This window comes from Corynebacterium sp., from assembly GCF_030532325.1.
Classification (GTDB): Bacteria; Actinomycetota; Actinomycetes; order Mycobacteriales; family Mycobacteriaceae; genus Corynebacterium.
The window spans coordinates 172,941-185,669 of sequence record NZ_JAUNLS010000002.1; the positions used below are offsets into that span (position 1 = coordinate 172,941).

A 12,729-nucleotide genomic window follows, 5' to 3' on the forward strand; every position below is an offset into this window, starting at 1 on the left:
GCCAACAGTGATGTGACTCCGCTGCGTGCCCGTGTTCGTGCAACTCGCCGAACAGGGACCGGCGTTAGTGCCTCATTCTATGGCCTTACCCGCTGGATTGTGGCCAAATTGGCTATAGTATATTGGTTGGACTATAGGCTTTTTGCTCTTTTAAGGATAGGAGAGAATCCTCATGCTTCAGACCATCGATCTGCGCGGTTCGCGGCTTAGCGTGTCCCAACTGCGCCGAGTGTTGCCCCGCGGCGGGACGGACGTTGCCTCCGTTACCGACAAGGTAGCACCGATGGTCCATGCGGTGCGTGAGGGAGGCGCTGCCGTAGCACTAGACTTTGGCGAGCAGTTCGACCGCGTGCGCCCGCAGACCGTGCGCGTGCCGGCCGAGGCTATCGAGCGCGCAGTTGCCGAGCTGGACCCGAAGGTGCGCGCCGCCATCGAGGAATCCATCCGTCGCGTGCGCACCGTGCATGCCGAGCAGCTGCCGCAGCCCCACACCACGGAGCTGGCCCCAGGCGCCACGGTGACGGAGGTATTCCGTCCCATCGAGCGCGTGGGCCTCTATGTGCCCGGCGGCAAGGCGGTGTACCCCTCGTCCGTCATCATGAACGTGGTGCCCGCCCAGGAGGCTGGAGCCTCCACCATGGTGGTGGCCTCCCCGCCGCAAGCGGAGTTCGATGGCCTGCCGCACCCTACGGTGCTGGCCACCTGCCACATCCTGGGCGTCGACGAGGTCTGGGCCGTCGGCGGCGGGCAGGCCATTGCGCTGCTGGCTTACGGCGACGACACCCCGGCCACCGGGGAAGAGGCCCTGGAACCGGTGGATATGATCACCGGCCCCGGCAACATCTTTGTCACCGCCGCTAAGCGTCTGGTGCGCGGCGTGGCCGGCACCGACGCCGAGGCGGGTCCCACCGAGATCGCCATCGTGGCCGATTCCACCGCCAACCCGGTCTTTGTGGTCTATGACCTTATCTCTCAGGCGGAGCACGATCCCATGGCGGCCTCGGTGCTCATCACTGATTCCCCCGAGCTGGCCGAGGCCGTGAAGAAGGAGGTCGAGGCGCGCTACACCGCCACCGCCAACGCCGAGCGCGCGGCCGAGGCCCTGCGCGGCGAGCAGTCCGGCGTGGTGCTGGTGGATGACCTCGACGCCGCCGTGGCCGTGGCCGATGCCTATGCCGCCGAGCACTTGGAGATCCACACCGCCAACGCGCGGGAGGTGGCCGAGCGCATCAAGCACGCCGGCGCCATCTTTGTGGGCGATTACTCCCCGGTGCCGTTGGGTGACTACACCGCGGGCTCCAACCACGTGCTGCCCACCTCGGGCACCGCGCGCTTTAGCGCTGGTCTGTCCACGCACACCTTCCTGCGCCCGGTCAACATCATTGACTACAACCGCACGGCCCTGCGCGAGGTGGCCGAGGGCGTCATCGCCTTTGCCACCGCGGAAAACTTGCCCGCCCACGGCGAGGCCATTGCCGCGCGTTTCAACATCCCAGCACAGGAGGACTAATCATGGCTCAGCTCAACGATCTTCCGCTGCGCGAAGAACTGCGCGGCAAGTCCGCCTACGGCGCGCCGCAGCTGCACGTGGCCAACCAGCTCAACACCAACGAAAACCCCTATCCGCCCTCGCCGGCGCTGGTGGAGGACTTGGTGCGCGCCGTCGAGAAGCAGGCGGCCACCCTCAACCGCTACCCGGAACGCGACGCCATGGAGCTGCGCACGGAGCTCGCCGCCTATGTTTCCCGCCAGACCAGCGTGGAGGTCAGCGCGGAGAACGTGTGGGCGGCCAACGGCTCCAACGAGGTGCTGCAGCAGCTGCTGCAGGCTTTCGGCGGCCCGGGGCGCAGCGCGCTGGGCTTTAGCCCGAGCTACTCCATGCACCCCATCCTGTGCGCGGGCACCTTCACGGAGTTCATCGAGTGCCCGCGCGGCGAGGATTTCCGCATCGATAAGGACGCGGCACTGGAGGCCATCGCCACGCACCAGCCCGACGTCATCTTTGTCACCACCCCCAATAACCCCACCGGTGACGTCACCCCGCTCGAGATCATTGAGGAGATCATCAAGGCCGCACCGGGCATCGTGATTGTGGACGAGGCCTACATGGAGTTTTCTCCCTCGGCCTCGGCAACGACCCTCTTGTCTGCCTACCCCACGAAGCTGGTGGTCTCACGCACCATGTCCAAGGCCTTCGACTTTGCCGGCGGCCGTCTGGGCTACTTCGTGGCGGATCCTGCCTTCGTGGAAGCCGTCATGCTCGTGCGCTTGCCGTATCACCTCTCCACGCTCTCGCAGGCCGCGGCCCTGGTGGCGCTGCGCCATAGCGAAGAGACCCTGGGCACGGTGGCCAAGCTCTCCGCCGAGCGTGACCGTGTGGTGGAACGCCTGCGGGAGCTGGGCTACTACGTGGTGCCCAGCGAGTCCAACTTTGTCAGCTTCGGCCGCTTTGCGGACCAGCACGCGGTGTGGGAGAAGTTCCTTGAGCGCGAGGTTCTCATCCGTGACAATGGCGTGCCCGGCCTGCTGCGCGCCACGATTGGCTTACCTGCAGAAAATGATGCCTTGCTCGCCGCTGCCGAAGAGCTAGCGGATACAGTAGAAACCAAGCAGTAGAAGCAGAAATCAAGTAACAGAAGCAGAGTAGTAGACGCGGAGTAGTGTGTGGAGGCCCCGGGCCATAGAGGCGGGGAATGCCGTGCGGGATGAACCCTTCGGCTGAGCGCGCGGCGGATGAGCTGCGCGTGCTTGCCGCACTCGGCGCAACGTGAAGGAGCGAGACTATGAGCCAGCGCATCGGACGCGCGCAACGAGTGACCAAGGAGTCACAGATCTCCGTGGAGATCAACCTCGACGGAACCGGGCAGGCCAGCATTTCCACCGGGCTGCCGTTCTTTGACCACATGCTCACCGCCCTGTGCACCCACGGCAGCTTCGACCTCAGCATCGATGCGCAGGGAGATACCCACATCGACGCCCACCACACCGTCGAGGACACCGCCATCGTGCTGGGCACCGCGCTGCGGGAGGCAGTGGGGGATAAGAGCGGCATCCGCCGCTTTGGCTCCCAGCTGCTGCCCATGGATGAGACCCTGGTGGAGGCCGTGGTGGATCTCTCCGGGCGCGCCTACTTTGTCATGAACGGCGAGCCGGAGAACATGCAGTGGCAGGTCATTGGCGGCCACTACGCCACTGTGATCAACCGCCACTTCTTTGAAACCCTGGCGGTGCACGCTGCGGCCACGTTGCACATCAACGTGCGCTACGGCCGGGATCCGCACCACATTACGGAGGCCGAGTTCAAGGCGGTGGCCCGCGCCCTGCGCCAGGCGGTGGAGTCGGATCCGCGGGTGACGGGCATCCCCTCGACTAAGGGAAGCCTGTAATGTCGGCCCAGATACTGGTGCTGGTTATCTTTTTGTTTTCTGGGCTCTGCGTCGGCGGCGCCATTGCCGCGCACCGCGAGGGTTCGCGATTTTTCACCATCGTGGCGGGAGTGTTGGCGGTGATTGGCATCGCCGCCGGAGTCGCGTGGATTTTTGGACTGTGGGAAGGGAGGCTTTAAGCAACAATGGCTAACAAGAACAGCGTCTGGAAGGTACCTGGTTTTACAGAAACGATGGTGGCGGTAGCCGCGTCCTTCGGTGCGTGGTCAATCCTGCTGCCCGTTGTGCCGCTCGCGGTGCTGGATGCGGGCGGCTCACCCACTGTGGCTGGTGCTACCACCGGCGTGTTCATGGTAGCCACTGTGATCACCCAGATCCTCACCCCAAATCTCCTGCGCAAGGTGGGCTACCGTCCGGTCATGGCCGGCTCCGCCCTCATGCTGGGTGTTCCGGCGCTGGGGCACATGCTTGGCGACGACGCCGTGGTCGCCCTCACCTTCTCCGCCCTGCGCGGCGTGGGCTTCGGTGCCTTGACGGTGGCTGAGAGTGCCCTGGTGGCTGAAATCACCCCGACCCGCCTGCTGGGCAAGGCCACCGGCTACATCGGTCTCTTCGTCGGTGCCGCGCAGATGGCCTTCCTGCCCTTTGGCCTGTGGCTGGCCGGCGCTGCGGGCTACAACACCACCTATATTTCTGCCGCGGCGCTGGGTATCCTCGGCTTCGTGATGTGCCTGCGTGTGCCCTCGCTCAAGGCGGCGCCGGTGGGCACGGAGGAGACCTCGCAGGGCCCGCGCGTTCCCATGTGGAAGCTCTTCGTGGTCCCGGCGCTGGCGCTGACCAGCTTCTCCATCACCTACGGCCTGGCCTCGAACTTCCTCTCCCCGGCGGTGCGCGAGCTCGACCCGGTGCGAGGCGCGGTGCTCGGCGGTCTCATGCTCTCCATCATCGGCGGTACGGCCATGGTGACCCGCTTCGGCGCGGGCGTGGTGGCTGACCGCATCGGCCGGCCCGGCACGCTGATGATCCCCTCGCAGATCTTCTGCGCCTTCGGCGTGGGCCTCATCGCCCTCGCGCTGGCCCAGGAGTGGTCCGTGTGGTGGCTGGTGCTGGGCACTGTGATGTATGGCGCGGCCTTCGGCGTGGTGCAAAACGAGGCACTGCTGTCCATGTTTGACCGCCTGCCGCGCGAGCGCCTCTCCGAGGGCTCGGCCATCTGGAACATCTTCTACGACGGCGGGACCGGCCTGGGCTCGACGCTGCTGGGCATGGTTGTGGCCTCCTCCGGCTACAGTGGCGCCTTCGCCGTCGGCACCGCCATCATCGTGGTGGGCTTGGCCATGACCACCCTGGATCACGTGCTCGGGCGCACCCGCGTGAGCGAAACCAACGATATTCGTACGCGTCTGCGCCGCTTGCGTAAGGTATAGCCCATGACAACAAAGAATGTAGTGGTGCTGGACTACGGTGCCGGCAACCTCCGCTCCGCCCAGCGCGCCCTGGAACGTGCCGGCGCGGAGGTCACCGTCACTGCTGATCCACACGTGGCGGTGGAGGCCGATGGCCTGCTCGTGCCCGGCGTGGGTGCCTTTGCCGCCTGCATGGAGGGCCTGCGCAAGGCCCAGGGCCCGCGCATCATCGGCCAACGCCTGGCCGGCGAGCGCCCGGTGCTGGGCATTTGCGTGGGCATGCAGATTCTCTTCGAATCCGGCAACGAGCACGGCGTGGAGAGCACTGGCTGCGGGGAGTGGCCGGGGCGCGTCGAGAAGCTGCAGGCGGACGTCCTCCCGCACATGGGTTGGAACACCCTGCGCCTCCCGGAGAAAAGCCCCATGTTTGAGGGCATCGGCCCGGAGGATCGCTTCTACTTTGTGCACTCCTACGGTGTGCGCCGCTGGGAGCTGGAAACGGAGATCACCGAGCCGCCGAAGGTGGCCTGGTCCGAGCACGGCGGCGACGAGTTCGTGGCCGCAGTGGATAACGGCGCACTGTGGGCCACCCAGTTCCACCCGGAAAAGTCCGGCGATGTGGGCGCGCGCCTACTCAAAAATTGGATCAGTACCCTCTAGGGAATGACTAAGCCCCCTCTAGCTCTCTTTCAACGATAGGTAGGATAACCAGCATGAGCTTTACCCTCTTGCCCGCCGTCGACGTCGTGGACGGCGCCGCGGTTCGCCTCGACCAAGGTGAGGCCGGTACCGAAAAGACCTATGGCACGCCGCGCGAATCCGCCCTGCGCTGGCAGGCCCAGGGCGCACAGTGGCTGCACTTCGTGGACCTAGACGCCGCCTTTGGCCGCGGCTCGAACCACGAGCTGATGGCGGAGATCACCGCGGATCTTGACCTCAATGTTGAGCTCACCGGTGGTATTCGCGATGATGAGTCGCTGGCCCGCGCCCTGGCCACCGGTGCGCAGCGAGTCAACATCGGCACCGCGGCGCTGACCAAGCCCGAGTGGATTGCGAAGGCGCTGGCGGAGCACGGCGAGAAGATCGCGGTGGACCTGGCTGTCAAGGAGATCGACGGCGAGTGGCGCGCCCGCGGCAACGGCTGGGTCTCCGACGGCGGCGACCTGTGGGAGGTCCTTGAGCGCCTAGACGCTGCCGGCTGCACCCGCTTCGTGGTCACCGATGTGTCCAAGGACGGCACGCTGGAGGGCCCCAACATCGAGCTGCTGCGTGAGGTCGCCGCGGCCACCGACGCCACAATCACCGCCTCCGGTGGCATCTCCACCCTCGATGATCTGCGCCAGCTTGCTCTCTATGAGAACGAGGGCATTGACTCCGCGATCATCGGCAAGGCCCTCTACGAGGAGCGCTTCACCCTCGAAGAAGCATTCGCGGCGGTAGCGGAGGTCACCCCGCTGCCGGCGGAAGAGACCATCGACCCGATTGAGGAGCTTTAAGTCATGATGCAGCCGCGCGAGTTTCTGGCGCTCGCGGAAGCAGCCGTCGACCAGGCAGAAGCCCTCTTTAGCCAAGGCCTTGGCGCCTCCCCAGCGCGTTTCAAGGGCGAGGGGGATTTCGCCACTGAAGTCGACCTGCACATTGAGCACCAACTGCGCGCGACGCTGACGCAGATGACTGGCATCCCCGTCTACGGCGAGGAATCCGGCGGCAGCCTGGAGGAGACCGTCTGGGTGGTGGATCCCATCGACGGCACCGCGAACTACTCCGCGGGCAACCCCTGCTGCGGCATCCTCGTCGCCCTCGTGCACGAGGCCAAGCCGGTGGTGGCCGTGTCCGATTTCCCGCTCTTGGGCCGTCGCTTGGCAGTGGCGGAGGGCGTGCCGCTGCGCTCTGTGGGTGGCCCGGCCACCGGCTTTGGCGGTGGGGACGATGCCATTGGTTTCGACGAGGGCCGCGGGCACATCGGGTGCTCCTCGCACCTTCCCTCCGCGCTCTTCCACGAGCTGCGGGAGACCGGGCTGCGCCCGCGTATGACCGGCTCTGTGGGGCTGGATAACGCCTTCGTGGCCCAGGGAGTCTTCGACGGCGCAGTGAACTTTTCGCCGCACCCGTGGGATAACGCGGCCGGCGCCATGCTCATCAAGGCAGCGGGTGGCCGGGTCAGTGACCCCGAGGGCAACGAGTGGACAGTGACCTCGTGCGGCTTCGTCGGCGGCACGCCGCAGGTGCACGCGACAATTCTCGATGCCATTGCCCACACCAACACCGGGCCTGCCTCGGCAGGCTCGGCTCACAGTGAATCCTAGGAGGAATTCCCCATGACACTGGCAGTGCGCGTGATCCCGTGCCTGGACGTTGACAACGGACGCGTGGTCAAAGGCGTGAACTTTGCCAACCTGCGCGATGCAGGCGATCCCGTCGAGCTGGCCGCGCGTTACGACGCCCTCGGCGCCGACGAGCTGACCTTCCTTGACGTCACCGCGTCCAAGGATGGCCGCGGCACCATGCTCGATGTGGTGCGCCGCACCGCCGATCAAGTCTTCATCCCGCTGACCGTGGGCGGGGGAGTGCGCTCCGTGGAGGATGTCCGCGAGCTGCTGCGCGCGGGTGCTGACAAGGTCTCGGTGAATTCCGCGGCGATTGCCCGCCCGGAGTTGCTGCGCGAGCTTGCTGAGGTTTTTGGCTCCCAGTGCATTGTGCTGTCTGTCGACGCCCGCCGCGTGGCCCCCGGCAGCGAGGCCGCGGCAAACTGCCCGAGCGGTTTTGAGATCACCACCCACGGCGGCACCAAGTCCGCTGAAATCGATGCCATTGAGTGGGCGCGCCGCGGCCAAGAGCTTGGCGTGGGGGAGATCCTGCTCAACTCCATGGACTGTGACGGCGTGAAGGAGGGCTTCGATGTGGAGATGCTCACGGCCGTACGCGCGGCGGTGTCCATCCCGGTCATTGCCTCCGGCGGCGCGGGCAAGGCCGCCGGTTTTCCTCCCGCGGTTGCGGCCGGCGCCGATGCCGTGTTGGCGGCCTCGATCTTCCACTTCGGCGAGGTGGAGATACCCGAGGTGAAGAAGGCCCTGGCCGAGGCCGGTTACGAGGTGCGCCAGTGAGCACCGAGAGCGTAGAGAACACACAACTTGCTGAGTCCATCGCTCGGCTGCTCAAGCGCAACGAGCAGGGCCTAGTGCCCGCCGTGGTGCAATCCGAGCAGGGCGAGGTCCTCATGCTGGCCTGGATGGATGACCACGCGCTGGCCTATACTCTGGCCACTCGCAAGGGCACCTATTACTCGCGCTCGCGCCAGGAGTACTGGATCAAGGGCGCGACCTCCGGCAACACCCAGGAGGTGTTGGGCGCGCGCCTGGACTGCGATGGTGACACCATCCTGCTCACCGTGCGCCAGCGCGGCGGTGCCTGCCACACGGGGGACCGTACCTGCTTTGACGCGACTGATTTGTTGGGAGATGAATTCGATGGCTAAACGCCGTGGGGCGAGAGGCCTGGGCGCGCTGTTGGTGTTTATCGCAGCGGTGGGGCTCTGGCTGTCTTCGCGCTTGACCTGGGCTAAGGCTGCGGTGGAGGACGATAAGTCTGGAGCCAGCGTGGTCGATATTGACGGCTCACTGTGGTCCCTGGAGCTCGTGGCGCTTTCCTTGGTGCTCCTGGTGGGCTGCGTAGCCATGCTGGGCCTGCGCCGCACTGCGCGCCGCGTGGTGGCCATCGTGACGGCGCTGGCCGCGGCGGCGGCCGCGTGGCGCCCGGTTTCCCTGCTGACCTACGGCGCGGATCCGCTGCGCGCGCAGAACCTCCTGCAGGGCGGCAGCAGCGATACCGCGGTGGGCAGTGCGCGCATCGCCGAGTGGGCCACCGTGGTGAGCGTCGAGGTGGAGAAGGCCGGGCCGCTGTTGGCCATCCTGGCTTGTGCGCTGGGGCTTTTTGGTGCCGTGATGGTGGCCAGCAACCCAGGAGCGGAGAAGGCCCGCTCATCCAAGTACGAGACCCCGGCTGCGCGCCAAGAGAAGCTAGAGGAGGAGCTGAAGACCTCCCACGACTCCGGCCGCGTGCTGTGGGACGCCCTCGATGCCGATATTGATCCCACCGAGCTTCCAGCCGCAAAGCGCGCCGCCGAGCAGGAAGAAGGCCAGCCCAAGAACCGCGGTAGCTAGGTAGAGCGCGGGGCGGGCACACCTCCTCGGGGGTTGCCACTAGCACGAAAATTGTTGTTGGTGGGGCAAAAGCGATAGCCTAAATGTGATCTTAATCGCGCTTAGTGCTTGGCCGAAGGGAGGTACTGTTGCCTACCTCAATCACCGTTGACCGCTTGCTTGCAGGCGTGCTGGAAGACGTCGCCGCCCGCGAAGCGCGCGTGTCCTTCCAGGAGGTCAAGGCCCGCTCCCGCGACATGGAGGCCCCGCGCGACGCCCGCGCGGCACTGCTTGGACAGGGCTGTTGCATCATTCCGGAGATCAAGCGCGCTGTTCCATACACCGGCAGGATTGCGGATCTGGAAAGCCCCCAGTCCGTCGCCGGGCTGGCGCATCGGCTGAGCGGGGCGGGGGTGCAGCTCATGGCCTGCCAGACGGACCGTCGCCGTTTCTTGGGCTCCCTGGAGGATATGTGTGCGGCCCGCTCGGCCATCGACATCCCGATGGTCTGCCGCGACATCATCGTCGATCCCTATCAGATCCACGAGGCGCGCTGCTACGGCGCGGACGCCGTCCCACTGCAGGTGGCCCTGTTGGAGCAGGCCCGTTTGGAAGCGCTGCTGGACCGGATTGAATCCCTCGGCATGACCGCCATTTTGGAGGTGCGCAACTGCGCGGAGGCGGATCGCGTCATCAAGGCTGAGGGCTCGGTGGTGGCCATCAACGCGTGGTCGGTGGCCTCAGATTCGATGTACCGCGAGGCTTTTTCCGATATAGCCCCGGGGCTGCCGGAGTCCATGATCCGCATCGCCGTGGGCGGCGTGACCAGCCCGCGCGACGTGCTTACTTATGCGTCCCACGGCGCGGACGCCATCGTGGTGGGTGAGTCCATCATGGCCGCGCAGGATCCGCTGGCGATGACCCGCTCGCTCGTGGCCGCCGGCCAGCATCCCGCCTGCCCTGCGCGCAAGGCCTAAGTTTTTCTTAGTCGTGCTCAACATTAAGTTTTCTCCTACCGTTTCCTTCCTCGCGCCCGGCTCCTAGGGAGGGTCATGTGCGCGCCGCGGGTGTCATAAGGCACACTGTTGGACGTGCTGACTTATAACCTCGCGAACATCCCGTCCCCGCCGCAGGGGGTGTGGCATCTCGGCCCCATCCCGCTGCGCGCCTACGCATTGTGCATCATCACCGGCATCCTCGTTGCCCTGTGGATGACGATGCGCCGCTACACCGCACGCGGCGGAAACCCCGACGTGGTCTGGGACGCCGCGATTGTCATCATTCCCGCCGGTATCATCGGCGGGCGCCTCTACCACGTGATTACGGATCACCAGAAGTACTTCTGCGCGGACTGCAACCCGGTGGACGCGCTGAAAATCACCAATGGCGGCTTGGGGATCTGGGGTGCGGTGGCTCTCGGTGTCTTTGCCGTGTGGGTGATGTTCAAGGTCAAGAAGATCCCCATGGCGCCTTTTGCTGACGCCGTGGCCCCCGGCCTCGTCCTGGCCCAGGGCATCGGGCGCCTGGGCAACTGGTTCAACCAGGAGCTCTACGGGCGCGAGACCACCGTGCCGTGGGCACTGGACATCTATTACCGCGTCAATGAGCTTGGAGAGTACGCTCCGGTCTCCGGGCACTCGACGGGCGAGGTCATCACCTCGGTGCACCCCACTTTCCTCTACGAGCTCATCTGGAACGTGCTCGTGTGCCTGTTCCTGCTGTGGGCGCAGAAGGCATGGAAGCTGGGGCACGGCCGCGTCTTCGCCCTCTACGTGGCGGGTTACACCCTGGGCCGCTTCTTCGTGGAGAACATGCGCGCCGACGAAGCCACGCTGGTCTTCGGCGTGCGCATCAACGTGATTGTTTCCGTGGTGTGCTTCATCGGCGCGCTCATCGTGTTCTTCCGCCTGCCCAAGGGTCAGGAGACCCCGGAAGAAGTGGATCCGGAGTTTAACGCCTCCCGCGACGGCGCTGAGAAACCCGAGACCCGGCCGTCGACGTCGTAGTTAGGCTCGTAGTCGGCCCAGTAGTCAGCAGGATCACAGAAGATTTTTTGACACGAGGCGCACACGCTGTGCATTCGCCTCGTGTCTTTTCTTTTTCCGCGATGTGCCCGGTCATTCCCGTTTATGACCGTATTGCTTTGCTTTGCGACGCCCCTTCCTCCCACCGCGCTACATCGCGCCAGCGTGGGCTGCCCCACAGCACAGTGGCCGCGCTCCAGTAACCGGGGTACGTTTGTACTCGTTAGAAGTTCCCGAGGTGAAGAGGCGTTTATATGTTGGATAGAAGAACCAAGATCGTATGTACGCTGGGTCCCGCCGTCGCTAGCAAGGATGGCATCCTGCGTCTTGTTCAAGAGGGCATGGACGTTGCCCGTTTAAACATGTCCCACGGTGAGCACGCGGACCACGAAGCGAACTACCGCTGGGTGCGCGAGGCCACCGATGAGACCGGCCGCGCCGTCGGCGTTTTGGCTGACCTCCAAGGCCCGAAGATCCGCCTGGGCCGCTTCATCAACACCGAGGAAATGTGGGAAGAAGGCGAGATCGTCCGCATCACTGTCGACGATGTCGAGGGCACCCACGACCGCGTGTCCACCACCTACAAGAACCTGGCCCAGGACGCCAAGCCGGGTGACCGCCTGCTCATTGATGACGGCAAGGTGGCCGTTGTGTGCAAGGAAGTAGACGGCAACGACGTCGTCTGCGAGGTCACCGAGGGTGGCCCGGTGTCCAACAACAAGGGTGTTTCCCTGCCGGGCATGGACATCTCCGTGCCGGCGCTGTCTGAAAAGGACATCGCCGATCTCCGCTTCGCCCTGCGCCTGGGCGTTGACCTCATCGCACTGTCCTTCGTGCGCTCGCCGGCGGACGTCGAGCTCGTGCACGCCATCATGGACGAGGAAGGCCGCCGTGTTCCGGTCATCGCCAAGCTGGAGAAGCCAGAGGCAGTCGACGCCCTCGAGTCCATCGTCCTGGCCTTCGACGCCATCATGATTGCCCGTGGCGACCTCGGCGTGGAGGTTCCGCTGGAGCAGGTGCCGCTGTTCCAGAAGCGCGCCATCCAGATCGCCCGCGAGAACGCCAAGCCGGTGATCGTGGCCACCCAGATGCTCGACTCGATGATTTCTAACCTGCGCCCGACCCGTGCCGAGGCCTCCGACGTGGCCAACGCCGTGCTCGACGGTGCTGACGCCGTCATGCTCTCCGGTGAGACCTCTGTGGGCATCGACCCGCACAACGTGGTGCGCACCATGTCGCGCATCGTGAAGAACGCCGAGCAGGGCGGCGCCGTGCCGCCGCTGTCCCACGTGCCGCGCACCAAGCGCGGCGTGGTGTCCTACTCCGCGCGTGACATCGCCGAGCGCCTCAACGCCAAGGCCATCGTGGCGTTCACCACCTCCGGTGACACCGCCAAGCGTGTGGCTCGCCTGCACTCGCCGCTGCCGCTGCTGGCCTTCACCCCGAACGTGGCCGTGCGCTCGCAGCTGGCGCTGACCTGGGGTGCGCAGACCTTCCTCAGCCCCGAGGTGAAGTCCACCGATGACATGATGGAGGCCATCGATCACGCTCTCATGGGCATGGAGCAGTACAAGGAGGGCGACCTCGTCGTCGTCATCGCCGGCACCCCGCCGGGAATCGCTGGCAACACCAATATGATCCAGGTCCACCAGCTGGGCAGCACCTACAACAAGTAGAGCGCCAACGCTGCTCATGCAGCGTCCGGACCGCGGATAACGCAAGGCCCGGAAGCCCATGGTCAACGTGGAGGCTTCCGGGCCTGAGTGCGTTTTAG

The 12,729-nt window shown here is 65.5% G+C and carries 14 protein-coding genes; all 14 read left to right on the top strand.

The window, feature by feature from the left end; all coding sequences use genetic code 11:
• The first annotated feature begins 172 nt into the window (after window positions 1-172).
• The 14 genes from hisD (at window position 173) to pyk (ending at window position 12,631) form a co-directional block, all read left to right on the top strand.
• Window positions 173-1,510 (top strand): histidinol dehydrogenase, encoded by a 1,338-nt coding sequence (hisD, locus tag Q4E25_RS02135; RefSeq protein WP_303153523.1) that lies wholly within the window; start codon window positions 173-175, stop codon window positions 1,508-1,510.
• Window positions 1,511-1,512: 2 nt separating this feature from the next.
• Entirely contained in the window at window positions 1,513-2,616 is a 1,104-nt protein-coding gene (locus Q4E25_RS02140) for a histidinol-phosphate transaminase (RefSeq protein WP_303153526.1), read from the top strand.
• 167 nt (window positions 2,617-2,783) lie between these two features.
• Entirely contained in the window at window positions 2,784-3,386 is a 603-nt protein-coding gene (gene hisB / locus Q4E25_RS02145) for an imidazoleglycerol-phosphate dehydratase HisB (RefSeq protein WP_303153528.1), read from the top strand.
• The gene (locus tag Q4E25_RS02150) at window positions 3,386-3,565 is read left to right on the top strand and encodes a hypothetical protein (protein ID WP_303153530.1); all 180 of its coding nucleotides are present in this window, start codon (window positions 3,386-3,388) and stop codon (window positions 3,563-3,565) included. The genes hisB and Q4E25_RS02150 overlap by 1 nt, the downstream gene beginning before the upstream one ends.
• Before the next feature lie 6 nt (window positions 3,566-3,571).
• A complete protein-coding gene (locus Q4E25_RS02155; RefSeq protein ID WP_303153532.1) occupies window positions 3,572-4,813 on the top strand; it encodes an MFS transporter in 1,242 nt (413 codons plus the stop codon).
• 3 nt (window positions 4,814-4,816) lie between these two features.
• Window positions 4,817-5,452 (top strand): imidazole glycerol phosphate synthase subunit HisH, encoded by a 636-nt coding sequence (gene hisH, locus Q4E25_RS02160; protein ID WP_303153535.1) that lies wholly within the window; start codon window positions 4,817-4,819, stop codon window positions 5,450-5,452.
• 53 nt (window positions 5,453-5,505) lie between these two features.
• Window positions 5,506-6,288: a bifunctional 1-(5-phosphoribosyl)-5-((5-phosphoribosylamino)methylideneamino)imidazole-4-carboxamide isomerase/phosphoribosylanthranilate isomerase PriA gene (gene priA / locus Q4E25_RS02165; RefSeq protein WP_303153538.1), complete on the top strand. Its 783-nt coding sequence runs from the start codon at window positions 5,506-5,508 to the stop codon at window positions 6,286-6,288.
• Window positions 6,289-6,291: 3 nt separating this feature from the next.
• Window positions 6,292-7,098 (top strand): inositol monophosphatase family protein, encoded by an 807-nt coding sequence (locus Q4E25_RS02170; RefSeq protein WP_303153541.1) that lies wholly within the window; start codon window positions 6,292-6,294, stop codon window positions 7,096-7,098.
• A gap of 12 nt (window positions 7,099-7,110) precedes the next feature.
• Complete coding sequence (gene hisF / locus Q4E25_RS02175; protein ID WP_303153544.1) at window positions 7,111-7,896, top strand: imidazole glycerol phosphate synthase subunit HisF; 786 nt, start codon at window positions 7,111-7,113, stop codon at window positions 7,894-7,896.
• The gene (gene hisI, locus Q4E25_RS02180) at window positions 7,893-8,267 is read left to right on the top strand and encodes a phosphoribosyl-AMP cyclohydrolase (protein ID WP_303153548.1); all 375 of its coding nucleotides are present in this window, start codon (window positions 7,893-7,895) and stop codon (window positions 8,265-8,267) included. The genes hisF and hisI overlap by 4 nt, the downstream gene beginning before the upstream one ends.
• The gene (locus tag Q4E25_RS02185; RefSeq protein ID WP_303153550.1) at window positions 8,260-8,952 is read left to right on the top strand and encodes a TIGR02234 family membrane protein; all 693 of its coding nucleotides are present in this window, start codon (window positions 8,260-8,262) and stop codon (window positions 8,950-8,952) included. Before hisI ends, Q4E25_RS02185 begins: the two co-directional genes overlap by 8 nt.
• A gap of 128 nt (window positions 8,953-9,080) precedes the next feature.
• Complete coding sequence (locus Q4E25_RS02190; protein ID WP_303153553.1) at window positions 9,081-9,908, top strand: indole-3-glycerol-phosphate synthase; 828 nt, start codon at window positions 9,081-9,083, stop codon at window positions 9,906-9,908.
• A 108-nt stretch (window positions 9,909-10,016) separates the two neighbouring features.
• Entirely contained in the window at window positions 10,017-10,937 is a 921-nt protein-coding gene (lgt, locus tag Q4E25_RS02195) for a prolipoprotein diacylglyceryl transferase (RefSeq protein ID WP_368502597.1), read from the top strand.
• 275 nt (window positions 10,938-11,212) lie between these two features.
• Window positions 11,213-12,631: a pyruvate kinase gene (pyk, locus tag Q4E25_RS02200; protein ID WP_303153613.1), complete on the top strand. Its 1,419-nt coding sequence runs from the start codon at window positions 11,213-11,215 to the stop codon at window positions 12,629-12,631.
• The last annotated feature ends 98 nt before the right edge of the window (window positions 12,632-12,729 follow it).

Coding starts and splice junctions, on each gene's coding strand:
- Q4E25_RS02150 (WP_303153530.1), top strand. CDS start 3,386: ATGTCGGCCCAGATACTGGTGCTGGTTATCTTTTTGTTTTCTGGGCTC.
- hisB (WP_303153528.1), top strand. CDS start 2,784: ATGAGCCAGCGCATCGGACGCGCGCAACGAGTGACCAAGGAGTCACAG.
- hisD (WP_303153523.1), top strand. CDS start 173: ATGCTTCAGACCATCGATCTGCGCGGTTCGCGGCTTAGCGTGTCCCAA.
- priA (WP_303153538.1), top strand. CDS start 5,506: ATGAGCTTTACCCTCTTGCCCGCCGTCGACGTCGTGGACGGCGCCGCG.
- hisF (WP_303153544.1), top strand. CDS start 7,111: ATGACACTGGCAGTGCGCGTGATCCCGTGCCTGGACGTTGACAACGGA.
- Q4E25_RS02185 (WP_303153550.1), top strand. CDS start 8,260: ATGGCTAAACGCCGTGGGGCGAGAGGCCTGGGCGCGCTGTTGGTGTTT.
- Q4E25_RS02170 (WP_303153541.1), top strand. CDS start 6,292: ATGATGCAGCCGCGCGAGTTTCTGGCGCTCGCGGAAGCAGCCGTCGAC.
- Q4E25_RS02140 (WP_303153526.1), top strand. CDS start 1,513: ATGGCTCAGCTCAACGATCTTCCGCTGCGCGAAGAACTGCGCGGCAAG.
- hisH (WP_303153535.1), top strand. CDS start 4,817: ATGACAACAAAGAATGTAGTGGTGCTGGACTACGGTGCCGGCAACCTC.
- Q4E25_RS02155 (WP_303153532.1), top strand. CDS start 3,572: ATGGCTAACAAGAACAGCGTCTGGAAGGTACCTGGTTTTACAGAAACG.